21 protein-coding genes are annotated in these 21,021 nt (G+C 66.2%); 8 read left to right on the top strand and 13 right to left on the bottom strand.

The window, feature by feature from the left end:
• Position 1: 1 nt before the first annotated feature.
• Positions 2-772 carry a maleylpyruvate isomerase N-terminal domain-containing protein gene (locus tag VXD91_RS14910; protein ID WP_318986004.1) on the bottom strand — a complete coding sequence of 257 codons (771 nt, stop codon included), beginning with the start codon at positions 770-772 and terminating at the stop codon, positions 2-4.
• 106 nt (positions 773-878) lie between these two features.
• On the bottom strand, positions 879-1,046 hold the full coding sequence (locus tag VXD91_RS14915) for a hypothetical protein (protein ID WP_165605545.1): 168 nt from the start codon (positions 1,044-1,046) through the stop codon (positions 879-881).
• A gap of 246 nt (positions 1,047-1,292) precedes the next feature.
• Here VXD91_RS14915 and VXD91_RS14920 point away from each other — a divergent pair, with 246 nt between their 5' ends.
• From VXD91_RS14920 to dprA, 3 genes are read left to right on the top strand one after another with little or no spacing between them, the layout of a single operon-like run.
• On the top strand, positions 1,293-1,649 hold the full coding sequence (locus tag VXD91_RS14920; protein WP_318986028.1) for a YraN family protein: 357 nt from the start codon (positions 1,293-1,295) through the stop codon (positions 1,647-1,649).
• Positions 1,649-3,157 carry a YifB family Mg chelatase-like AAA ATPase gene (locus VXD91_RS14925; RefSeq protein WP_212811861.1) on the top strand — a complete coding sequence of 503 codons (1,509 nt, stop codon included), beginning with the start codon at positions 1,649-1,651 and terminating at the stop codon, positions 3,155-3,157. Before VXD91_RS14920 ends, VXD91_RS14925 begins: the two co-directional genes overlap by 1 nt.
• Positions 3,154-4,287: a DNA-processing protein DprA gene (dprA, locus tag VXD91_RS14930; protein ID WP_318986005.1), complete on the top strand. Its 1,134-nt coding sequence runs from the start codon at positions 3,154-3,156 to the stop codon at positions 4,285-4,287. Before VXD91_RS14925 ends, dprA begins: the two co-directional genes overlap by 4 nt.
• A 16-nt stretch (positions 4,288-4,303) precedes the next feature.
• Here the strand turns inward: dprA and VXD91_RS14935 are convergent, their stop codons facing one another.
• Entirely contained in the window at positions 4,304-4,894 is a 591-nt protein-coding gene (locus VXD91_RS14935; protein WP_318986006.1) for a helix-turn-helix domain-containing protein, read from the bottom strand.
• A 73-nt stretch (positions 4,895-4,967) separates the two neighbouring features.
• Here VXD91_RS14935 and VXD91_RS14940 point away from each other — a divergent pair, with 73 nt between their 5' ends.
• The 4 genes from VXD91_RS14940 to VXD91_RS14955 all read left to right on the top strand — a co-directional run bounded on the left by VXD91_RS14940 (position 4,968) and on the right by VXD91_RS14955 (position 8,628).
• Positions 4,968-6,509: an NAD(P)/FAD-dependent oxidoreductase gene (locus tag VXD91_RS14940; RefSeq protein ID WP_318986007.1), complete on the top strand. Its 1,542-nt coding sequence runs from the start codon at positions 4,968-4,970 to the stop codon at positions 6,507-6,509.
• A 49-nt stretch (positions 6,510-6,558) separates the two neighbouring features.
• Entirely contained in the window at positions 6,559-6,990 is a 432-nt protein-coding gene (locus VXD91_RS14945) for a tautomerase family protein (protein WP_346415770.1), read from the top strand.
• Between the two features lie 88 nt (positions 6,991-7,078).
• Complete coding sequence (locus VXD91_RS14950) at positions 7,079-8,098, top strand: alcohol dehydrogenase catalytic domain-containing protein (RefSeq protein WP_318986009.1); 1,020 nt, start codon at positions 7,079-7,081, stop codon at positions 8,096-8,098.
• Positions 8,099-8,127: 29 nt separating this feature from the next.
• Positions 8,128-8,628 (top strand): DUF4383 domain-containing protein, encoded by a 501-nt coding sequence (locus VXD91_RS14955; RefSeq protein ID WP_318986010.1) that lies wholly within the window; start codon positions 8,128-8,130, stop codon positions 8,626-8,628.
• 21 nt (positions 8,629-8,649) lie between these two features.
• Here VXD91_RS14955 and VXD91_RS14960 read toward each other — a convergent pair whose 3' ends face one another.
• A complete protein-coding gene (locus VXD91_RS14960) occupies positions 8,650-8,997 on the bottom strand; it encodes a hypothetical protein (protein ID WP_318986011.1) in 348 nt (115 codons plus the stop codon).
• A gap of 126 nt (positions 8,998-9,123) precedes the next feature.
• On the opposite strand from VXD91_RS14960, the gene VXD91_RS14965 reads away from it, so the two are divergent.
• Positions 9,124-9,972 (top strand): PhzF family phenazine biosynthesis protein, encoded by an 849-nt coding sequence (locus VXD91_RS14965; protein WP_318986012.1) that lies wholly within the window; start codon positions 9,124-9,126, stop codon positions 9,970-9,972.
• 61 nt (positions 9,973-10,033) lie between these two features.
• Here the strand turns inward: VXD91_RS14965 and VXD91_RS14970 are convergent, their stop codons facing one another.
• The 9 genes from VXD91_RS14970 to VXD91_RS15010 form a co-directional block, all read right to left on the bottom strand.
• Positions 10,034-11,224 carry a cytochrome P450 gene (locus VXD91_RS14970; protein WP_318986013.1) on the bottom strand — a complete coding sequence of 397 codons (1,191 nt, stop codon included), beginning with the start codon at positions 11,222-11,224 and terminating at the stop codon, positions 10,034-10,036.
• Positions 11,225-11,257: 33 nt separating this feature from the next.
• Positions 11,258-12,835 carry a bifunctional 3-(3-hydroxy-phenyl)propionate/3-hydroxycinnamic acid hydroxylase gene (locus VXD91_RS14975; RefSeq protein WP_318986014.1) on the bottom strand — a complete coding sequence of 526 codons (1,578 nt, stop codon included), beginning with the start codon at positions 12,833-12,835 and terminating at the stop codon, positions 11,258-11,260.
• A 19-nt stretch (positions 12,836-12,854) separates the two neighbouring features.
• Positions 12,855-13,631 carry a 1-acyl-sn-glycerol-3-phosphate acyltransferase gene (locus tag VXD91_RS14980; RefSeq protein WP_318986015.1) on the bottom strand — a complete coding sequence of 259 codons (777 nt, stop codon included), beginning with the start codon at positions 13,629-13,631 and terminating at the stop codon, positions 12,855-12,857.
• 4 nt (positions 13,632-13,635) lie between these two features.
• A complete protein-coding gene (locus VXD91_RS14985; protein ID WP_318986016.1) occupies positions 13,636-14,445 on the bottom strand; it encodes an SDR family oxidoreductase in 810 nt (269 codons plus the stop codon).
• On the bottom strand, positions 14,442-15,116 hold the full coding sequence (locus tag VXD91_RS14990; protein WP_212811853.1) for a hypothetical protein: 675 nt from the start codon (positions 15,114-15,116) through the stop codon (positions 14,442-14,444). Before VXD91_RS14990 ends, VXD91_RS14985 begins: the two co-directional genes overlap by 4 nt.
• Positions 15,117-15,235: 119 nt before the next feature.
• Positions 15,236-17,119, bottom strand: a complete 1,884-nt coding sequence (locus VXD91_RS14995; RefSeq protein ID WP_318986017.1) for an acyl-CoA synthetase — start codon at positions 17,117-17,119, stop codon at positions 15,236-15,238.
• A complete protein-coding gene (locus VXD91_RS15000; RefSeq protein WP_318986018.1) occupies positions 17,116-18,054 on the bottom strand; it encodes a fumarylacetoacetate hydrolase family protein in 939 nt (312 codons plus the stop codon). The genes VXD91_RS14995 and VXD91_RS15000 overlap by 4 nt, the downstream gene beginning before the upstream one ends.
• Entirely contained in the window at positions 18,051-19,184 is a 1,134-nt protein-coding gene (locus VXD91_RS15005; protein WP_318986019.1) for a VOC family protein, read from the bottom strand. The genes VXD91_RS15000 and VXD91_RS15005 overlap by 4 nt, the downstream gene beginning before the upstream one ends.
• Positions 19,181-20,938, bottom strand: coding sequence for an FAD-dependent monooxygenase (locus VXD91_RS15010; protein WP_318986020.1), 1,758 nt, complete (start codon positions 20,936-20,938; stop codon positions 19,181-19,183). The genes VXD91_RS15005 and VXD91_RS15010 overlap by 4 nt, the downstream gene beginning before the upstream one ends.
• Positions 20,939-21,021: the final 83 nt, after the last annotated feature.

The following is a 21,021-nucleotide window of genomic DNA, read 5'->3' on the forward strand; positions in this document are numbered from 1 at the left end:
CTCAGTAGCCGCTGAGCAGCGTGCGCAACCGGCCCAGTTCGAGTGGGCCTGCCGCGCTGCGGATTCGGCCGGGATCGGCCGGGCGGCGTCCCCACAGGAGCAGCACGCGGGTTGCCGCGTCGGTCTCGATGGTCGCCGCTCCGTCGGGCGGGGCCAGGGTGATGGTGGCCGTGTTCTCGGCGTCGGCGGTGACCACGACATCGTCCTCTTCGGCCACGCGGATTCGTGCTTCCACCCGCTCATTGCCGTGCAGCGCCAGGATGTCTCGGCCACGCCGCAGCAACGGCACGCCTACCGCGTGGACGCTGTGGCCGGTCATCCACGGTTGCGCCAGCCGGTCGCGAGCGGGCGCGTCGTCTCCGGTGATGTCCCAGCTGTGCAGGGCCAGTTCCTCGCGCATGTGCTCGGCGAACCAGGGCACCTTCATCGTGCGGCCGGTCCATGCGACGTCGGTGTCCTCGGGTAGTTCTTCCGCGGCGGCCGCGACCCGCCCGAGGTGCGTCATGCGGTCGTTGAACGCCGTCCACAGATCGGCATCGTTGAGCGCCCGGTACGGCCGTTCGCGCTCCCCGAAACCGCGGGTCGCGACGGGGTCGCCGGCCAGGTGTCCCTCCAGTACCCGGGCGAGCTCTTCGGCGTTGCCGGTCTGGTGGATGACGATGTCGCGCACGGTCCAGGCCTCACACCAGGTGCCTGTTCCGGGGTTGCGCCGCTGTACGGCTGCGGCGAATTGCGCGAACTCGGGAAAGCGGTCGATGTCGACGGTGTCCATGTGTCCATCGGTACCCCGCAAGTGTTTCGGTGCCCGCCGAACTGACGGTCGGCGGGCAAAAAAAATTCGGGGCCCCTCGGTGAGGGGCCCCGAATCCTGCTGACGCTCAGCGGCTCTGGTGCACGCTGTTGTCTACCTGCGGCGCCTCTGCGCGCGGGTGGATGTCGTTGACCCAGTCGTGGTGGGAGTAGTCCGCCGATGCCGGCGCGGCCAAACCCAGGACGGCTGCTGCCAGTCCGTTCGCCACCAGTGCGGCGATTCCGAGCTTCTTCATTTTCCCCAACTCCTTGTAGCCGAAGCTTTGATGCTCAGTTCAACGGCATGGGGGCCGGCAGTATTTCTGCAGGTGGGCGTTGGCAGCAATTGATCGTTCTTCGGCAGTAATCAGTCTTTCGGGCCTGCCCTGTGGATGAATCGCGCACTGTGCATAACTGTCTTCCGGGCGCCGGATCCGGGGGTCTTCGTCCCGTGATCTGTCGGTGGCTCCAGCCACCGTGACGGCATGAACACACCACCACGCATGACCCGCGCCGAGATCGGAGCGCTCGGTGAACAACTCGCGGTCGACCACCTGATCTCGCTCGGAATGACGGTCCTGGCCCGGAACTGGCGCTGCCGGTGGGGTGAGCTCGACGTCATCGCCACCGAAAGGGACCACAGTGCGGTGGTTTTCGTCGAGGTGAAGACCCGCACCACGACGGAGTTCGGCGGTATCGAGGAAGCGGTGACGCCCGAGAAGGCCCGTCGCCTGCGTCGGCTGGCCAGTGTCTGGCTGGCCGAGCAGAATGCCCACTGGCCCGATGTGCGGATCGACGTGGTCGGTGTACGTCTCGGCGGGCGGGTGCCGGAGCTGGTGCATCTGAAAGGTATCGGCTGATGGCGCTGGGACGGGCCTACTCGGTGGCGATCCGCGGCCTCGACGGCGTCATGGTGGAGATCGAAGCGGACATCACCTCGGGCCTGCCGGGGGTGCATCTGGTCGGCTTACCCGACGCGGCGCTGCAGGAGTCGCGGGACCGGGTCCGGGCGGCGATCACCAACTGCGGCAACAGCTGGCCGATGTCGCGGCTCACCCTCGGGCTGTCACCGGCCACGCTGCCGAAAGGCGGGTCGATGTACGACCTGGCGATCGCCGCATCGGTGCTGTCGGCACATCTGAAGACACACTGGGAGCGACTGGAGAAGACCGTCCTGCTGGGCGAACTGGCGCTCGACGGGCGGGTGCGCCCGGTCAAGGGCGTGCTGCCCGCCGTCATGGCCGCCAAGCGTGAGGGTTGGCCGTCGGTGGTGGTGCCCGCCGAGAACCTGGCCGAGGCCAGCCTGGTCGACGGCATCGAGGTGTCGGGCGTTCGCACGCTCGGACAGATGCAGGCGTGGCTCAACGGGAAGGCGGCGCTGGACGGCCGGGTCGACACGACGGCGCCGGCCGCTGACGACGGCGTCGACCTTGCCGATGTGGTGGGGCAGACGCAAGCGCGGTGGGCAGTGGAGATCGCCGCCGCTGGAGCGCACCACCTGATGCTCACAGGGCCGCCAGGGATCGGCAAGACGATGCTGGCGCAACGGCTGCCGGGGCTGCTGCCGGACCTGACCGAGGAGGAGGCCCTGGAGGTCACCGCCATCCATTCGGTGGTGGGGCTGCTCACCGGTGATACGCCGCTGATCACCCGCCCGCCGTTCGTCGCGCCGCATCACACGTCCAGTGTCTCGGCGTTGGTCGGCGGCGGCTCCGGGATGGCGCGCCCCGGCGCGATCAGCCGGTCGCATCGTGGCGTCTTGTTCCTCGATGAGTGCGCCGAGATCGGGACCAGCGTGCTCGAAGCCCTGCGAACCCCGTTGGAGGAAGGCAAGATTCGGCTGGCACGTCGTGACGGCGTGGCGTGCTATCCGGCGCGGTTTCAGTTGGTGCTCGCGGCCAATCCATGCCCGTGCGCACCGCCGAATCCGCGGGATTGTGTATGCCCGTCGGCCGACCGGCGCCGATATCTGGGCAAGCTGTCCGGGCCGTTGATGGATCGAGTCGATCTGCGCGTCGACATGCATCCGGTACTCGCCGGGGCGTTCGGTGACCATGCCGCCGAATCCACCGGTGCTGTCCGTGCCCGGGTCGCCGCCGCCCGCGCGGCCGCCGCCGAGCGATGGCAGGAAGTCGGTGTCCGCACCAACGCCGAGGTGCCTGGGCCCGTGCTGCGCCGCAGATTCCGGCTGAGCCGGGACGCGATGAAACCGCTACGAGAATCGTTGGACTCCGGACGGTTGAGTATCCGGGGCGTTGACCGCACCTTGCGTGTCGCGTGGTCTCTGGCTGATCTGGCCGGCCGCGATTCACCCAACCTCGAGGACGTCAGCACGGCTTTGGGTTTCCGAGAGGGAGAGCTCCGATGAGTGACGACGATCTGGAACGACGAGCGTGGGCGTATCTGTCGCGCGTGGTGGAACCGCCGTGCCCGCGGCTGACGGCATTGGTGGCCGATCGCGGCCCGGTCTCGGCGGCGGACATGATTCGCCGTGGTCAGGAGGACAAGGAACTCACCGGGAGCGTTGCCGCCCGCCGTGAGGTCGATTGTGCGGCCCGGGATTTGGAGATTCTCGATCGCCGGGGTGGGCGGCTGATCACTCCCGACGATGACGAGTGGCCATACCTGTCGTTCGTCGCGTTCGGGAACAAGGAGGTGCGGGCGCGGCCATCGGGTTATCCGCCCATGGTGTTGTGGGCGCTCGGCCCGGCCCGCCTCGATGACATCGCCGAACGCGCCGCCGCGATCGTCGGCACCAGGGCGTGCACGTCGTACGGCGAACATGTCGCTGCCGAGATCGCGGCGGGCCTCGTCGAACGTGACGCCGCGGTCGTCTCTGGTGGCGCCTACGGCATCGACGGAGCGGCGCACCGCGCGGTGTTGGCGTCGGACGGCGTCACGATGGCAGTGCTTGCCGGGGGTATCGACGTGCCGTACCCGTCCGGGCATTCGGCGCTGCTGCACCGGGTGGCTACGTCGGGGCTGCTGCTCAGCGAGTATCCGCCGGGGGAGCGGCCGACCAGATACCGGTTCCTGACCCGAAACCGATTGGCGGCGGCGCTATCCGGTGCCACCGTGGTGGTGGAAGCGGGGTTGCGCAGCGGGGCCGCCAACACGGCGGCGTGGGCGACCGCGATGGGCCGCAAGGTGTGTGCGGTACCGGGACCGGTGACGTCGGCCGCGTCGGCGGGGTGTCACGTCCTGCTCCGCAACGGCGCGGCCCTGGTCGACCGGGCCGAGCAGGTCGTCGAATTGATCGGGCGGATAGGCGAACTGGCCGATGAACCCGAGCATCCGGAAACACCGCTCGACGACCTGACACCGGACCAGCTTCAGGTGTACGAGGCGCTGCCGGCGCGGGGCTTCCGCAGCCTCGAGCAGATCTCGGTCGGTGCGGCCCTGCCGCCCGAGCGCGTCCTCGGGCCGCTGGCGCTGCTCGAGATCAGCGGGCTGGTGGAGAAGCAGGACGGGCAGTGGCGGATCAGGAGAGCTGGGTGAGAGGCCCGCCTGGTGATCAAGACTGTGAGGAGGGCAACGATGTCCGAATGACCTGAACCAACTGCGCTGCAACCTGATCCAGGGGCACGATGCTGCGTTGGGCGCGACAGATTGCAACTGTGCCTTCGACGGACGAGACGATCAGGGTCGCGATCTGTTCGGCTGCGGTCGAATCGGCGCCGGCGCCGCGCAAGGAGTCGGCCAAAAGGGATGTCCACCGCGCGAAAGCCGCTGCAGCGGCGTCGCGAGGCGCGGCATGACCCTCGTCGGCCACGTCTTCGATCGATACTGCGAGTACGGGACAACCAGCGTGAAAGTTGCTGTCGAGGACCACTTTTCGCCACATGGACAAGAACGCTTGTAGACCCGCTTCCGGGCCTGCGGCCAATTCTTTGGTGAGTACCTTCACGGTGAGGTCGTCGGCCCATTGGACGGCTGCAGTCGCCAAGTCGTACTTCCCGCCGGGGAAGTAGTGATAGGTGGACCCGAGTGGGGCGTCGGTGTGCTTGGCGAGTTCCCGCACACTCGTCGCATTGAGCCCGCGACGGCTGATCATGTCCGCGGCGCCCGCGACCATGCGTTGTCTCCCACGACTGTCCTCCGCCATGACAACCCTCCTTGCTATGACGATCGCTATAGTTTAGCGTGGCGGCAGTTATAACGATCGTTATAGAGGAGGTTTGACGGTGCGAGCCGCAAGTGACGCCTTGCCTGATCACATCGGTGTCGTCGTCGTCGGGGCTGGGCTTTCCGGTATCGGCGCCGGCTACCGGCTGCAGACGGAGTGCCCTGATCGCGACTACCTGATCCTGGAATCACGCGACAGCATCGGCGGCACATGGGACCTCTTCCGGTACCCCGGAATTCGTTCGGACTCCGACATGTTCACCCTCGGCTACGCCTTCAAGCCGTGGAAGGACGCCAAGGCGATTGCCGACGGGCCGTCGATTCTGCGCTACATCCGTGAGACCGCTGCCGAGTTCGGCATTGATCAGCGCATCCGCTACAACACGCGGGTTGTGGGCGCCGATTGGTCCAGTGCCGACCAAGTCTGGACGCTGACCGTCGACCAGGCAGGGGATCAGCGCACGCTGACGTGCGACTTCCTATACGTGTGCGCCGGCTATTACGACTATGCCGCCGCATACGCCCCATCGTTTCCCGGACAGGACAAGTTCGCGGGCCGCATCGTGCACCCGCAGTTCTGGCCGACCGACCTGGATTACACCGGCAAGCGGATCGTCATCATCGGCAGCGGCGCCACCGCAGTGACCCTCGTACCGTCCATGGCCTCGGCGACCACGCACGTCACGATGCTGCAGCGCAGCCCCAGCTGGATCAGCGCGGTTCCCAGCCGCGACGCGAAGGCCGACTGGCTGCGCGCTCGTCTGCCGGAACACTTCGCGCACCGCCTGATTCGTGCGAAGAACGTCGCATTCAACATCGGCTTCTATCTGTTCTGCCAGCGCCTGCCCGAGCGGGCATGCCGCCTGCTCACGAGCCAGACCACGCGAATCTTGGGCGACGAGCGTGTGGTCGCCGAACATTTCACCCCGACATACAAACCGTGGGACCAGCGGCTGTGCGCCGCGCCCGGTGCCGACTTCTTCAAGTCGCTCAAGGCCGGTCATGCCGAGGTCGTCACCGACACCATCGATGCGTTCGTCGCCGAAGGAGTCCGGCTGACTTCGGGGCGGGTCCTGCCGGCCGACCTCATCGTCACCGCCACCGGCCTGCAGATGCAGACCTTCGGCGGAATCGCGCCGACCATCGACGGCGACGGCCTCGACGTCGCCGACGAATTCGTGTGGAACGGCACCATGGTCTCGGGCATCCCGAACTTCGCTTTCTGCATCGGATACACCAATGCTTCGTGGACGCTGCGGGCAGACCTGTCGACCCGGACGGTGTGCCGTGTTCTGAATTGGATGCGGCGCCGCGGCGCCCACGCTGTCGTGCCTCGTCCCCGAGGGCGGATGGCACAACGCGACCTCTTCGGTCTTACCTCGGGCTACGTTCAACGCTCGGTTGCGGCCTTTCCCAAGCAGGGGACCACGTCGCCGTGGCGGATACGCCAGAACTACCTACTGGACTGGTGGTCGCTTCGCCGCAGTGACTTCGGCGCCAGTCTGGAGCCGCTTCCCAGGCTGAACGGCCATGAGCTCAGCGCTGAGACTGCGCTACACCAGCGCGCAGCGGCGCGGCAATCACCGGGCTTGTAACGGGTGACCCGTCTTGGCCCGAACCCTTCACATCCCAAGGAGATATAGCATGCCCATGATCGAATTAACCCTTCCTGCAGGTGTTTTCGCTGACAGCGCCCGTCGCGAACTGCAGAAGGCACTGGCTGCCACCCTGCTCAAGTGGGAGGGCGCACCCGACACCGCGTTCTTCCGTGCGCAAGCCTGGTGCCGCATCGACGAGGTGCCCGGTGACCGTTTCGTCGCGCTCGAGGACGATCTGCCGCGCTTTCGCGTCGACATCACGGTCCCTGAAGGAGCGGTCTCCCAGCGTCGCAAGGAAGGCCTCATCCGGGAAGTCACCGAACAGATCCTGTCGGCAGCCGGCCTGACGGCAGCCGACACACTGCGAGTCTGGGTACTGATTCACGAGCAGCCTGAGGGCACGTGGGGCGCCGGGGGTGCCGTCGTTCGGTTCCAGGACCTCAAAGCCAAGGCTCGGTCGAGCGCCGCCCAGGTGTGACGGCGCACGTGCCGAAAGCGCAGCACAGCAACGCAATACAAGTGCTCGGCGCTCGAGTAGCTCACTACCAACGACCCTAGGAGACCTCATGAGAAGCCTGATGTTCGTCGAACCCGGACGACTGCGATTCGACGACGTCGACGCCCCCACACTCGTAGAACCCACCGACGCGTTGGTGCGACCCTTGGCCGCAACCACGTGCGACCTCGACCACCATGTCATCGCCGATAAGACGCCGTTCTCGGGGCTTGGACCCTTTCCTCTCGGGCACGAATGCGTCGGCACCGTGGTCGAAGTCGGGCCGGAATGCACCTGGGTGTCCGTTGGCGACGTGGTCGGGGTGGCCTGGCATATTGCCTGCGGCGCTTGCGCCCAGTGCTTGCTCGGTCATCCCGCCCGCTGTCTCGCGCACGGCGAGGCGCAGTACGGCTTGCCCACCAACGGTAGGTGGGGCGGAACGTTCTCCGAACTGATCCGGGTGCCCTTCGCCGACTACAACCTCGCCCCGCTGCCGGCTGGTGTCGACCCCGTTCATCTCGCCTCGATCGGCGACAACCTTGCGCTGGGTTGGGAGACGATCATGCCGACCATCTCCGGTATCGCCGACCCGCAGATTGCGGTCTTCGGCGGGACCGGATCGATCGGGCTGTACTCCGTCGATGTCGCGGTGCACTGTGCCGGGGCGCGAACCGTGTATTACGACGACGATCCCACCCGCATGGCGGTCGCGGAGAAGCTCGGCGCCGAGGTGGCCGATATCAACGGCAAGCGCGAGAAGAACTTTCACCTCGCGGTTGATGCTTCCTGCGACCCCGGCCGACTGCGCAAAGCGCTGGTATCGGTCATGCCGGAGGGGTATGTCAACAGCGTCGGCATCTACTTCGCCGACGTCACGCTGCCTCTGTTGCAGCTCTATCTTCGCGGCGTGCACTTCCACAACGGCAAGGGCCACGCCCGGCCCAACATGACGCCGACCCTCGAAGCCGTCGCCGCCGGCGTACTGCATCCAGAACTCGTCACCAGCGGTGTCTACCAATGGGACGAAATTCCAGAGGTCCTCACCTCATCCGATGCCGGACACAAGCCCATTTTCGTACTCGACCGCTGACTCGATACGGAACGTCAAGGAAGGCAACCATGCTTCTGGACATTCGCGCTCGGATGCTGGCCTACACCATCGCACTGACCGCGTCGCCGGTTCAGTTCGGTGTGTGGGTCATGGCTTTCTGGTTCACCAGCAACGGACCGGCGGCTTACCTGACGTGCACGTCGATGTTATCGGAACCGATGAATTCCTGTACCACAACGGTATTCGGCTTCGTTCCGGTGACCGTGAACCTGTGTCACGCGTTGTGTCACTTCAGTACCGGAATCATTGGCCTGGCTGCGGTTCTTCGACGCTCGTGGGCGATCGTCTACGCGACTGGGGGCTTCGTCTACTACGTTGTCTGGGGGCTGTGGGGTCTCGTCGGCGGCGATGCGGTTCGCCACCACTTGGGTGTTGACATCTTCGGGAGCTGGGTCCATGTGGTTGAAGGGCTGATCCTGATCGTTGTCTGGTCTTACGACCGCCTTTCTGGGTCGTCGGCCAAATACTCGAACGCCGCCACATTCACTGCGAGCGCGGGGACCCGGTAGGTGGCACACCAGCGTGCCGACTCACGGCTCACCCATCTGCTCGATGCCGATCTTCGCAATCTGCACAGTTCTGGGTGGTGTCCGGTGCCACAACAGCTCACCGGCGTCGCCGAAGGGCTGGTATTGACCCAGGCTGCCTCGCGGGCTCGGATATGGCGTGGCAAGGTCTTCGACCGCGGACCTGGAAACACAGTTATTGGCCTGAACCGAATCGGCCTGGGAAGCCTCGAGTCCTGGCGCTACCGATTCACCGCACGAATAGGCCGGTCCTTGTTCGCCGACCGCGACGTGCTGCTCCTCGACCACTACAATCAGGACAATCCGTTCTATGTCAGGCGCTTTCATGACGAACTTGTCCAGATCGACCAACAGCGATTCCTGGCGACCTCGCACTACAGGTGGCGCGGCCAGTGGCGGTTCTTGTGTTACTTCGCGCTCCTCGTACCCGAGGACCGAAGTAGCCGTCCGGGCGCGATAGAGGCAGAGTTCTGATCTATGGCTATCGATCGTGCGTTCGCCCAAGTCGACGTCTTCTCATACCATCCGCTGAAGGGAAACCCCGTCGCCGTCGTCTTGGACGGCGACGGGCTCAGCGACGAGCAGATGCAACAACTGGCTCGCTGGACGAATCTCTCTGAGACAACATTCGTGCTGCCCGCAATGGAACCGGAAGCGGACTACCGGCTCCGAATCTTCACTCCGGGCGGTGAACTGCCATTCGCCGGCCATCCGACGCTTGGTTCTGCCCATGCCTGGCTCGAAAACGGCGGCACACCTCGCCGTGAGGATCGCGTTGTGCAGGAATGCCAGGCAGGGCTTGTCGCAGTGCTGCGCGGCGAAGGGACGCTGTCATTCGCCGCTCCGCCAACGTTGCGCACCGGTCCCATCGACGACTCCGAAGTCGATCTGATCGCCGCGGCGTTCAAGATCGACCGCGAGCGCATCATCGACCATCAGTGGGTCGACAACGGCCCGGGCTGGGCGGTGGTGCGCCTGTCGACGGCCCGAGAAGTGCTTGATCTCAAACCGGATCTGAGTGTGATTCCGCAGGCCATGGTGGGAGCGATCGGTGCCTATCCGGAGGGGTTTGAGCATCAGTTCGAGATGCGCACTTTCGCGCCCAAAGTTGGCGTCGCCGAAGACCCTGTCTGCGGCAGCATGAACGCCAGCGTGGGGCAGTGGTTGACGGCAAGTGGTTCCGCTCCCGCGAGCTATCGGGTCTCGCAGGGCGCAATCCTAGGGCGCGAGGGCACTATCGAGATCACTGCCGACGCCGACGGGACGGTGTGGGTTGGCGGTGCCACCTCAACTATCATCCGTGGTGTCGTCACGCTGGACCAATAGCTGTGCGACTGTCGCGCGGTGATGGCGGCCCAGTGTCGAGGTAGTCCTCTGTCTCGCGCGGTTATGCGGGAATCAGCTTGAGCGGCAATCGTTCATGGCGGCGGATGATGTTGTTGATCGCCCACTTGGGTGTGCCGGTCAGCTCTATCCGGTCCACACGCTCGAGCAGCGCCCGCAACATCGCCGTTGTTTCCAAGCGGGCCAGGGCCTGTCCGGCGCACGCGTGCGCACCCTGCCCGAAACCGACGTGGCGGCCGGCGTCACGTCGGATGTCGAAGACCGTCGGGTTTTCCCATTCGCGTTCGTCGCGGTTGGCGGAGGCATAGATCACCAGGACTCGTGCACCCGAAGGGATTGACACTCCGGCGATTTCGGTCTGCTGCGCCGTGCACCGCGCGAAGGCGCGCAGCGGTGGCTCGTAGCGGACGATCTCGTTGACGGCGTTGGCCATGAGGCCGGGCTCGTCCTTGAGCAGTTGCCACTGGTCGGGGTGGCTGGCGAAGAGATACAACGCGTTGGAGATCGCGCTCATGGTGGTATCGATCGACGGGGCGATGTAGTCGACGAGCAACGGCGGGCATTCGTCGTGCGTCAGTTGGCCTTCATCTGCGGCGGTGAGCAGCTCGTCGGCCATGCTGCCCTCGATGACGTTGCGCTCGCGAACCACACGCCGAGCGAAGCGCAGCATGAGCAGGGTGTTGGGCACCGCTTTGATCGCCTGCCAGTTGAGTGGGCCGAGTACGTCGAATGTTGCTCCGGCCCAGGCAATCAGGTGATCGCGTTGATCGCGCGGCCAACCGATGAGGTCGGGTACGACCGCCAGCGGTAGCGCGGCCGCGAGGTCGTTGACACCGTCGATATCGCCCCTGCCGAGCGCTGTTTCGACGACGCTGCGGGCCGTGTCGTCGACGGTGTCACTGATGGCGCGCAGAGCCCGTGGCAGCATGCGGTGCGCGACGCGCTTGCGGCGTTGTTCGTGCTCGACACCGTCGCTGTTGAGCGTGGTGCCGCGCGACATGCGGTTGGTGATCGGGTTGAGCGCCACACCGTGGCCCGACAGAAAGGTCTTGTCGTCGCGCAGTACCGATTTGCACTCGGTGTAGCGCGGCAACGCATATGCCCGCTGCTTCGCCAGCCATATCACCGAACCGAGGTCACGCATCCTCTGGTAGTGGGGGTAGGGGTTGGTGATGGCGTCGACCGCGTAGATGTCGGGTTCATAGATGGGCAGGCCGGCGGGTGGGCGTGGCATTGACGTTCCTCTCATGACCGTGGCTGCGGACGATTAGGCGCGGTCCCGTAGGGCGGCGGAGGGCAGCTGCGCGCTGTGTGTCCGAGTGGACGCCGTGAACCCCGGTATGGCCGCACACAGTTTCCACACGTCGCGGCCCGCGCACATGACGGTGCGATCAGGCCGGATGACAGCGGCGGTGGCGTGGCCGCGGCGCAACCACCGTTCCAACTCACCGCCGGGCTCGGCGACATGAACGACGATGCCGTGCTCATCGAGCGCGGCGAGCTGGAACGCCAGCGGGCGCATCGTGGTGATGAGTGCAAAGCCATTGCCCAACAACGTGTCCAGGCGCTGGCCATCGGCCAGTACCGGGTTGGGGCACAGGGTTCCGGCGAGGTGCCATGGCGCACGGCTCGTGATCACCAGAGCCGACGCGCGTAACGCCGGGGTGGTGCCGTCTGTGAGCTTGTCGCGGAGGCCGGGTATCAACCGTAGCCGGGGTGCGACGGTGCGTCGCACGAGGTTTCCGATATGTCCACCGGCTGTCATCGCCCACCCCACGCCCAGCGCCAGGCCGATCATGCTGCGCGCGTGGGGTTTCCGTTCCTGCTCGTATGTTGCCAGCAGAGCCTCGGGTAGCTCTCCGTTGATCACTCCGGCGAGTTTCCACGCGAGGTTCATCGCATCGCGCAGGCCCGCGCCCATGCCCTGCCCGATGAAGGGCGGCGTGAGGTGGGCCGCATCGCCGAGGACGAACACATTGCGGTCCCGCCAGCTGTCGGCAATCTGTGCGCGGAAGGTGTATTCGGTGACCCGCACCAGGTCGAGGTCGTCGTCGGCGACATCGCCGATCCACGGTGCGATCAAGGGCCGAAGGGTCTCGATCGTGCTGAAGTCGGCGGCTGTTTCCGGCGGCAGTAGTCGAAACTCCCACCGGTAGCGGTTGGGGCCGATCCGCATGTACGTCGCAGCCCGAACGGGATCGCAGACCTGGTGCACGCCATCCCACTGCTCGAGTTCGGCTTCGGTGACGACGTCGGCCACCAGCCAGCGCTGCTCGAACCGCAGGTCGTCCATGGCCGCACCGATGGAGGCTCGCACGATGCTGTTGGCTCCGTCGCAGCCCAGCACGTAGCTGGTTTCGACGACGTGCTCCGTCCCGGTGGCGCGGTCGGAGTAGGTCACCCGGACGCGGCCCGGTTCGTGTTGGGTGATGCCGGTGACCTCGGAGTTGCCGCGTAGCTGCACATTTGGTCGCGTGGCCAGGTTGGCGCGCAGCAGCTGTTCCAGTTCGGGTTGGTCGAACATGTTGGCTTGCGGGAAGCCGTGCCGGCTGCGGGCGGGGTCGCGGTCGAACTGTGCCAGCGTGTGGTGGTTCTGGTCGAGCAACCGTAAGCCGAGCGCCGGGCGGGAAATCGTGGCGAACTCTTCGGCCACGCCGAGGCGGGCAAGGATGCGATGAATCTCGTCATCGAGGTGCACCGCGCGGGGCTGGGGATAGACCGATTCCCAGCGGTCCAGAACCAGCGTCGGCACGCCGTGGTCGGCGAGCAACGTCGCGGCAGTGACACCGGTCGGTCCCGCTCCGACGACGACAACGGGCACGGATTGCGTTACAGGGTCAGGCATTTCGGTCCTCGACTCGGAATCAGCCGATGATCGGCATGCGGTTGGCGACGAGAGCGTCGAGGCGCGTCTGCATGGCGGCCTCGATTCGGGACGCGAAGTCCTCGGCGGTTTCCCCGGGATTCGCGGTCATCGGGGGCAGGACCGCGGTCACCAACTTGGTCGGCAATGCGACGTAGGGGAGCATGCCGGCGACGCCGATATTGAGTCCCCACGGAATGGTGACGCTGATGGGCAATGTCTTCATGCGCAGACGCCGGTGCAGGCCCAATCGTCGGGCGAGGCCTCTGCCGTCGGACACGACGAACAACGAGTCACCGGCGCCGGCCGTCACGACCGGGACCACCGGGACGTCATGAGTCATGGCCAGGCGGGCGAACCCGCAGCGCTCATCGAAATGCACCAGATTGCGGTCCCGCCAGGACTTCCCGGCATCGACGTCGCCGCCGGGGAACACCAGCACGTTGTGCCCGGCGGCGAAGGCGGCGTCTGCCGATTCCTGGCTTGCGGGCCGGCCGTCGAGAAACTCGGCGATGCGGCCGGCGCCGACCGTCCACGCCACCTGGTGAACGAGCGCGGTGGTCGGCCGTTTGAGTGCCGCTTTCTCGCGGACGGCGATCATCGCCAGCACGTTGAGGTCCACCAGGCCGCCGAAGCCGTGATTGGCGACAAGCAATGCAGGCTCGGGAATCTCGGCGTCGATGTGGATTTCGTGACGGTGGTACCACCGCAGATAGTTCGGTACAGCCACCCGCATTGCGGATTTGAGTGCGGATGCCGTCGAGGAGGGGTCGGTCATGGGATCAACTGCTCGTCAGCAGCGAGCGCCTGCCCGAGGCAAGAACACGCACGAGGAGGCGGTTGGGAACAAGGCGCGCGATACGGGTGACAACCCGGGTTGGCCACCCCGGGATCACCGTCCCGCAGTCGCGATCGATGGCCTCGATGCCGGCTCGTGCAACGTCGCGGGAGGACATGTACATCATTTTGGGCAACCGGAATACATCGTCGTCAGCGCCTGCGGCAGAGAGGAATTCGGTCGCCACAGGCCCTGGGCACAACGTGGCGACAGTGACGCCGGTGCCCGCGAGCTCTCCGCGCAGTCCTTCGCCGTACACATGGGTAAATGCCTTGGTGGCGGCGTAGCCGGCCTGTGTGGGTGTCGGCATGAACCCGGCGCTTGACCCGACGTTGAGGATGGCGCCGCGGCGGCGGGGAACCATCTGCTGTACGGCGCGGGTCGTCAGGTCGATGACAGCCTCGACATTGACGCGGACCTGGTTGATTTCCGCATCCACGGACGAGTCGACAACTGCGCCAATGGTTCCGATGCCCGCATTGTTGACCAGGATGTCGACCTGCAGACCGCGCGTTGCGATGGTGCTGAACAGTGCGGCCCGCTGCGTCGGATCGGTGACATCGCACCCGATCACTTCGACATTGACTTCTGAGGAGAGCTCCGCAGCAAGTGCATGCAGCCGGTCTTCGCGGCGGGCCACCAAGGTGACGTTGTGGCCGCGGGCGGCGAGTTCGCGTGCGATGTCGGCGCCGATGCCGGATGACGCGCCGGTGACGACGGCAGTCGACGACGGGTTCGGGGTGGGCAAGCTCATGGGGTCGTCCCTTCGATGAGGTTGAAAGATGTGGTTCGAGAACGGCCGATCACCGGGACGGTGCGCTCCACCGCATAGCCGTGCACTGCGGTCAGCACGGTGTGCTGCGTGTCGAGCACCTCGGCCAAATTGTCGTGTGTGAGAAGCTCGTCGAGCGCGGCGCGATCGTCCACGCCGAAAAACACCGCTGCGTGGTACCGGTGTTGGGGCGGGTTGTCGTGGGCGACGCCGGGCGATCCGCCGAGAAGCGGGGTATACGGCAGGAAGGCGTAGGACCGTAGATCCCTTGCGCCTGCTGCCATCAGCGCCGGGCTCAGCTGCTGATGCACAAAGGAACGAAACATCCTGGCGGCGACACCCATTCGGCGGCGCAACAACAGTGCGACGTGCTGCTGGGCGGAGTTGTCGTACCCGTCGGTGAACCAGCGTCCGCCGCGCGGCCCTGTGTGGTGGGCCAACACCCGGGTGAAGACGTTCTGCTCATCGAGGAACACCTCGCGCGAGTGCAGGCCGGTGCGCAGCATGGCCGCGGCGCTGGTGAATCGGATCTCGGCGCAGCCGTCGAGGTGCCATGTGCGCGGTATCGAGGTACCTATGCCGGCGGTGGCCGGCCAGAACCCGTGGTCGGTGGACGAGAACAGCCGTTGGTTGTATTCGAGGAGATGTGGCAAACGTATGACCTTGTCGGCGTGCGTCTTTGCCCAGTATGTGGTGGCTGCGTCACGCGAGAGATCGCTACGCAACATGAGTGGAGCAAGCAGCGACGTGGTGCGGGTTGGCGTCACGGTGCTCACTCCGCATCCACCAGCCGCCACGTGAGGGCGTAACGGCCCAGGATTGCCTCGACCGGGGCACGGTCCGTGCCGGGGGCCACGCGCACCGTGACAACCGTTGCTGCGTCTTCGGTATCCGCGGTCACGCCGCGCACGCCGTCGACATCTGCGACGGCGTCACGGACCGCGCTTCGGGCGGCGTCGGCCCGCAGCGGCAGCTTGTACGGCTTACCGACGGCGGTGACGGGGATGGCGTCGATCGCGATTACCGATTTCGGAGCGGCCGCGCTCTCGGCGACGTGCTCAACGGCCCACTGCCGCAACAAATCCGGAGTTGTGGCAGCGTCGGGCCGCAATGTGACATACGCGACCGGTACCTCACCGGCGTGCACGTCGGGCCGGCCGACCGCGGCCGCGCCGGTGACGTCGGGATGCGCCAGCAGTGCGTCTTCGATCATTGCCGGGTCGATGTTGTGCCCGCCGCGGATGATCAGGTCCTTCGCGCGCCCGCAGAGATGGACGAAGCCGTCGTCGTCGACCCATGCGAGGTCGCCGGTGTCGAGCCAACCGTCGACGAGCTTGCCGTTGCCGTCGAGGACGAAACCGTCAGAGCTGCGGTCGGTGACGTAGCCCGGGAACACGGTGGGGCCACCGACCACGAGGGTGCCGATCTGGCCGGCCGACAGTTCGTGCCAGTCGCCGTTGTCGTCGATGTCGACGGTCTTGAGTTGTTGGTAGGGGAGCCGCTGACCGGCCGAGCCGGGCCGGGGATGGTCGGGGAAGCTGCGCGCGCTGGCGCAGGTGGCCTCGGTCAGGCCGTAACCTTCCAGCAGGGGGACACCGGTGTGCGACTCGAAATCGCTGCGCACCGCAGGCGGCAGCGCGGAGGCACCGACAATCGCCATCCGCAGACTGGAGATGTTGGCATCGACGGGGAGCAGGCTGAGCACGGCGTACACCGTCGGTACCGCGCTCATGGTGGAGATCCCGTAGCGCTCAATGATTTTCCAGAAGTTGCCGTAGAGCGACATATCCCGGTAGCCGAGCGGGCCGGCCCACAGCACCTGCTGTCCGCGCAGCAGCGGCGCCAGTAGCGTCACCACGAGGGCGTTGACGTGGAACAGTGGCAGCGCGGCGAACAACACCGAGGTTTCATCGAGCACCGTGTTGGCGGCGATCATCCATGCATCGGCCACCTCGTTGGCGTGCGTGTGGGCGGCCAGTTTCGGCGCGCCGGTGGTTCCGCCGGTGTGGAACAACGCGGCCAGATCGGTGGATTCCGGTGCGGCGCCGTGGAATCGGGTGCCGTCGTGTGCCGTGGACAGTCGCGCCAGGTAGTCGACCTTGGCTCCCGCCACCGTGGGGACGTCGATCGCCGTCGCGCCGGTCGGCCCGATCAGCAGGATGGTGTCGATCAAGCCGGCACTGACGAGACGCTCTGCCACCGCCCATGCCGAGGCGTCGAGCTCAGCGTCCGCCGTGATGAGGACTCGGGCGCCGGATCGCCGCACCAGTTCACTGACGTGCTCCGGGGAGAGCCCGCCGTTGATGGGCGCCGCGATGCCGGCGAGCTGAGCCGCCAGCGTCGCGGTGATCAGGTCATCGCAGTTCGGTGCGATGAGCGCGACGGCATCATGGCGCTGAACACCCAAGTCGCGCAGTAGGTTTGCGCTCTGGTGCACGTCGTGCAGCAGTTGGCTGAAGGTGCGCTCAACGGGCTTCTCCCAACGTTCGCCGTCGGGCACGACGCTGACGGCGATCCGGTCCGGCCACATCTGTGCCGCGCGCGCCAGCAGCGCGTAGGTGGAGGCCGGCAAGCCCCGCTCGGAAAGTGGGACGGCTTCGATGTCGGCCAGGTCGCTCGGGCTGGAGTACCTGGGCCACAACAGGTTCGCGCTCATGCGTACTTCACGATGTTGCGCTGGGCACCGAGGTCGATGGCGCCGTCATCGGTGGCGATGGTCGTCTCGACGACGTCACCGTCGTGCAGGTATTTCGGGTTGCGCGCCTGGCTCTTGAAGAAGGCCTTCCATTTCACGGCGGGCGGCAGCAGCGACCCGATGAACGCGACAGCCTTGTGCGGCGCACTCAGCGCGGTGCCCACGGGTGTGCCGGTCAGAATCAGGTCGCCGGCACTGAGGTCTTGAAAGCGGGTCAGCGATTGCAGGGCCTGCAGCGGCGGGTAGATCATGTCGCCGGCAACGCGCATGTCTTGCCGCAGTTGGCCGTTCACGCGCAGCTGTAGTCGCAGCTCGCCGAAGCGCTTGAGCTCGGCGGCGGTCAACAGCACCAGGGCCGGGCCGACGGGCGTAAAGGTGGGGTAGGACTTGGCCTCGTAGAACTGTGTCTGGGGCAGCTGGATGTCGCGCGCGGAGACGTCATTGGTGACCACCAGTCCGGCTACGTAGTCGGCGAGGTTGGCCTCGGTGATGGTGCTGCCCACCGGGATGTCGGTGCCGATGACCAGACCGATCTCCACTTCGTAGTCCAGGAACTGCACGTGGCTGGGTTTGACGATCGCGTCCGATGGGCCCGTGATCGACGCCGACGATTTACGGAAGAAGGTCAACGGGATCGAGGCCGGTTCCATCCCGGCGTCTTTGACGTGCGAGGCGAAGTTCGTCATCTGGGCGACCACCCGGCAGGGTGCGGTCACGGGAGACACGAGTTCGAGGCTGTCGACCGGCACCGTGGCGGTGTCGGCGGCAGCGGCTTCGATGGCGGCGCGGTCGGCGAGCAGGGCGCCCGTGGTGGTCGCATCGGTGGCGATCTTGGCGGCACCGGTGGCGGTGTGCACCCACCAGGCGTCGGCGGTGCGCAGAACGGAGATGGTCATGACTTGGCTGCTTTCAGTAGGCCGATGAGGCGGTTGACGTCGAATTCGTTGTTGCTGCGCAGGGCGGTGAGCAGTTCTCGTACCTCGCCGCGCGCGTGCCGCGGACTGGTGCCGAGGAAGTCGGCGGTGGCCGGCGGTCCCCATTGCGCCAGGCCGGAGGCGGTGAACTCGGCCCATCCGGGTTCGAGCGTGCTGTCGAACATGTCGCCGTCGGTGAAGTGCTCGACCATGAACCCGTCCGGGTCACGCCAGTAGTCGAAGATCTGGCTGCCCTGGATGTGCCGGCCGATGCCCCAGGAGCGTTGGTAGCCATGGTCTTTGAGGTATTCACCACCGGCGGCGAGGGCGTCGAGGTCACTGACCTGATAGGCCGAGTGGACGTAGCGGTTCGCGGGCCCCAGCGCCAAGGCGAGGGTGTGGTGGTCGGTCGGGATCGAGCCGCGGTCACACCGGATGAAGCTCATGGTGGGGCCGCGTTCGCGCTGGCCCGGGAAGTACAGGAAGTCGCTGACGATCAAGCCGAGCGTATCGAGGTACCAGTCCAGCGCGGCACGGTATTTGGTGGACTGGACGACGACGTGGCCGAGGCGTTGCACCGTCGTCGGCACCCGCGGCGGCCGTTGAGTGGCGTTGATCCGGACGACATCGTGGCCGAGGTTGAAGGTGTGCGGTGCCTGGGCCGGCAGCGGGCTCAGCGGATGCGTACCGGACACCACGTGCACCGGAATACCGCTGGGGTCGGTCAAGTGCACACCCAGCCCGCCGATCGCCTCCGGTAGCGCGGTCACCCGGGCGCCGGTCTTGTCGGCCAGTCGGACCAGGTCTGTGTCGTCGCCGGCGGCGAACGCCATGCCGCGGAAACGCGTCTGCGCGCCACGCCGGATGAGGACACACGGGGCGTCGGGATCGCTGCCGCGCAAATGCAATTCGGTATCGGTGCGCAGCGCGGTGCCGAAGCCGAACGCATGGGCAAAGGCCTCGGCGCGCGCCAGGTCGGGTTTGTCGAATTCCAGCCAGGCGACGTCCGTCACCTTGATCAGTGGGTTGCGGGAGCGCCCCGGGTGCTCGCCGGCCAGTGCCCCCTGCGCGCTGTGCAGGCCGTTGTGGGCGCCAATGGTGTTGCTGCTCATCGTGCGTACTCCTTTCGTGACGCTGTGACCGCGGCGCCGACCGCACCCCGGACCTTGTCGATCACGGCCAGCGCGTCGGCGGGGCCGTGGTCTCCGCGCCATGCGACGTGCTGATCGGGACGGATGAGCACCAGGTCGCGCTCGTAGAGCTTGCGGGTGTGTGCGTCGCGGACGTCGACGACGGTCAGTGGGACACCGCGGTCGTCGGCCGCCGCCATCAAGTCGGTGATATCGATATCGGTGAAACGCAGCAGGGTGAATCCGGGGCCGAACAGATCGAACAACGCTGTGCCATCGGGCAGGAAGACACTCGGCGGGCGGGCACCCGGCACGGTGCTCGGGATGTACCGATGCGAGGGGCCGGCCGGCGGGCAGCTCGGTTCCGTACAGACGACCGGTGAGGTGTCATAGCGGTATCCGTACTCGATTCCGTCGGCCTCGTTTTCGAGGTTGCCGAGATCCAGAATCTCGCGTCCCAGGCGTGCGCGGTCGCGTTCACCTGACCAGTTCTGCCCGGAAAGCGATGCGCGGTTTGCCATTTGGATGGCCAGGCGCACCATGGTGTGGCGTGCTGAGGCATCCCGATTGGCGATCCCGACGCCGCGGCGTTCGGCCGCGTACGCACTGAGCAGGCGCGGACCGCCCCAGCCGTTGACAACGGCGGCCAGCGCCCAGCCCAGCCCGACCCCGTCGCCGACACCGGTGTTCATGCCGTAGCCACCGTTGGGCACCACCTGGTGGGCGGAGTCGCCGGCCAGCCAGACTCGGCCGTGCCCGTACGAGTCGGCCAGCGACAGCCGGGGCCGCCACTCGTTGGCAACGATGATGTCGCAGTCGAATTCGACTCCCAGGCGGGCGAACAGGAACTGCTTCGGATCGATCGCCTCGGTCTTCACTCCCACGCCGATCAGCGTGTGCAACGTCCAGGTGTCACGGTCGTTCTGCGAGATCAGGGTCCAGCCTTCGGGGGACTGGGTGTGCCAGGTGGTGCCGAACCGCTCCAAGATCTCGCGGGCCGGGGAAGTGAAATGCACCATGTACACGCGGCCGTCCATCGGGGTCTGTCGCTGGTCCATGAATGCCCGCACCGTGCCCGCGACCATTTTGCGCAGCCCGATTTCGCGGGCGGCCATACGGCGGATATCGATGTCGTGCAACGCGATTCCCAGTTCGCGTCGCACGATGCTGCCGGCGCCGTCGCAACCGGCCAGATAGTCCGCGCGTACGGTCCGGGTCTCGCCGGTGGCGCTGCAGTTGATGACGGCGTCGACGCCGCCGGCGTCCTGGCGGAACGACTGCAATGCCCACCCATACCGGACGTCGACGCCGGTGCGCGTCTCCAGGATCTCCTTCAGCGCCGGTTCGAGAATCGCCTGGGAGACCCGCATCGGGGGCTCCAATGCCATGGTCCCGTCGGTGCAGGCCCGGATGGCGTCGCGGCGCGCGGCCACCCCGGGGTAGCGGAATCGCGCCAACTCCCACCCACTGAGCTTGGTGACCCACGCGACGTCGAACGGATTGTCCTCGGGGACAGCCACTTTGCGTAGTTCGTCGGCGATGCCGAGTTGCCGGTACAGCTCCATGCTGCGGCCATTGGTGATGTCCATCTTGGGGTGCGTCGTCGTCGACGGATTGCGTTCGACGAGTAGTGCCGGCACGCCCTGACGGGCCAAGGTCAGCGCCAAGGTGAGGCCGACCGGCCCGCCGCCGGCGATCAGTACCGGGACCCGGTCAGTCGGGGAGGGTTCGATCATCGTTGATCCCTTCGAGTGGCAACAACTATGTATCGAATTGAACAGAAGTGTTCAACACAAGTCAAGGGTGTATTTTGAACAAA

Origin of the sequence: Mycobacterium sp. SM3041, from assembly GCF_039668335.1 — a bacterium.
Taxonomy (GTDB): domain Bacteria; phylum Actinomycetota; class Actinomycetes; order Mycobacteriales; family Mycobacteriaceae; genus Mycobacterium.

Excerpts from the sequence above, each read along its gene's own strand:
- VXD91_RS14910 (WP_318986004.1), bottom strand. The coding sequence starts at position 772 with ATGGACACCGTCGACATCGACCGCTTTCCCGAGTTCGCGCAATTCGCC.
- VXD91_RS14915 (WP_165605545.1), bottom strand. The coding sequence starts at position 1,046 with ATGAAGAAGCTCGGAATCGCCGCACTGGTGGCGAACGGACTGGCAGCA.
- VXD91_RS14920 (WP_318986028.1), top strand. The coding sequence starts at position 1,293 with ATGACCCGCGCCGAGATCGGAGCGCTCGGTGAACAACTCGCGGTCGAC.
- VXD91_RS14925 (WP_212811861.1), top strand. The coding sequence starts at position 1,649 with ATGGCGCTGGGACGGGCCTACTCGGTGGCGATCCGCGGCCTCGACGGC.
- dprA (WP_318986005.1), top strand. The coding sequence starts at position 3,154 with ATGAGTGACGACGATCTGGAACGACGAGCGTGGGCGTATCTGTCGCGC.
- VXD91_RS14935 (WP_318986006.1), bottom strand. The coding sequence starts at position 4,894 with ATGGCGGAGGACAGTCGTGGGAGACAACGCATGGTCGCGGGCGCCGCG.
- VXD91_RS14945 (WP_346415770.1), top strand. The coding sequence starts at position 6,559 with ATGCCCATGATCGAATTAACCCTTCCTGCAGGTGTTTTCGCTGACAGC.
- VXD91_RS14950 (WP_318986009.1), top strand. The coding sequence starts at position 7,079 with ATGAGAAGCCTGATGTTCGTCGAACCCGGACGACTGCGATTCGACGAC.
- VXD91_RS14955 (WP_318986010.1), top strand. The coding sequence starts at position 8,128 with ATGCTTCTGGACATTCGCGCTCGGATGCTGGCCTACACCATCGCACTG.
- VXD91_RS14965 (WP_318986012.1), top strand. The coding sequence starts at position 9,124 with ATGGCTATCGATCGTGCGTTCGCCCAAGTCGACGTCTTCTCATACCAT.
- VXD91_RS14970 (WP_318986013.1), bottom strand. The coding sequence starts at position 11,224 with ATGCCACGCCCACCCGCCGGCCTGCCCATCTATGAACCCGACATCTAC.
- VXD91_RS14975 (WP_318986014.1), bottom strand. The coding sequence starts at position 12,835 with ATGCCTGACCCTGTAACGCAATCCGTGCCCGTTGTCGTCGTCGGAGCG.
- VXD91_RS14980 (WP_318986015.1), bottom strand. The coding sequence starts at position 13,631 with ATGACCGACCCCTCCTCGACGGCATCCGCACTCAAATCCGCAATGCGG.
- VXD91_RS14985 (WP_318986016.1), bottom strand. The coding sequence starts at position 14,445 with ATGAGCTTGCCCACCCCGAACCCGTCGTCGACTGCCGTCGTCACCGGC.
- VXD91_RS14995 (WP_318986017.1), bottom strand. The coding sequence starts at position 17,119 with ATGAGCGCGAACCTGTTGTGGCCCAGGTACTCCAGCCCGAGCGACCTG.
- VXD91_RS15000 (WP_318986018.1), bottom strand. The coding sequence starts at position 18,054 with ATGACCATCTCCGTTCTGCGCACCGCCGACGCCTGGTGGGTGCACACC.
- VXD91_RS15005 (WP_318986019.1), bottom strand. The coding sequence starts at position 19,184 with ATGAGCAGCAACACCATTGGCGCCCACAACGGCCTGCACAGCGCGCAG.
- VXD91_RS15010 (WP_318986020.1), bottom strand. The coding sequence starts at position 20,938 with ATGATCGAACCCTCCCCGACTGACCGGGTCCCGGTACTGATCGCCGGC.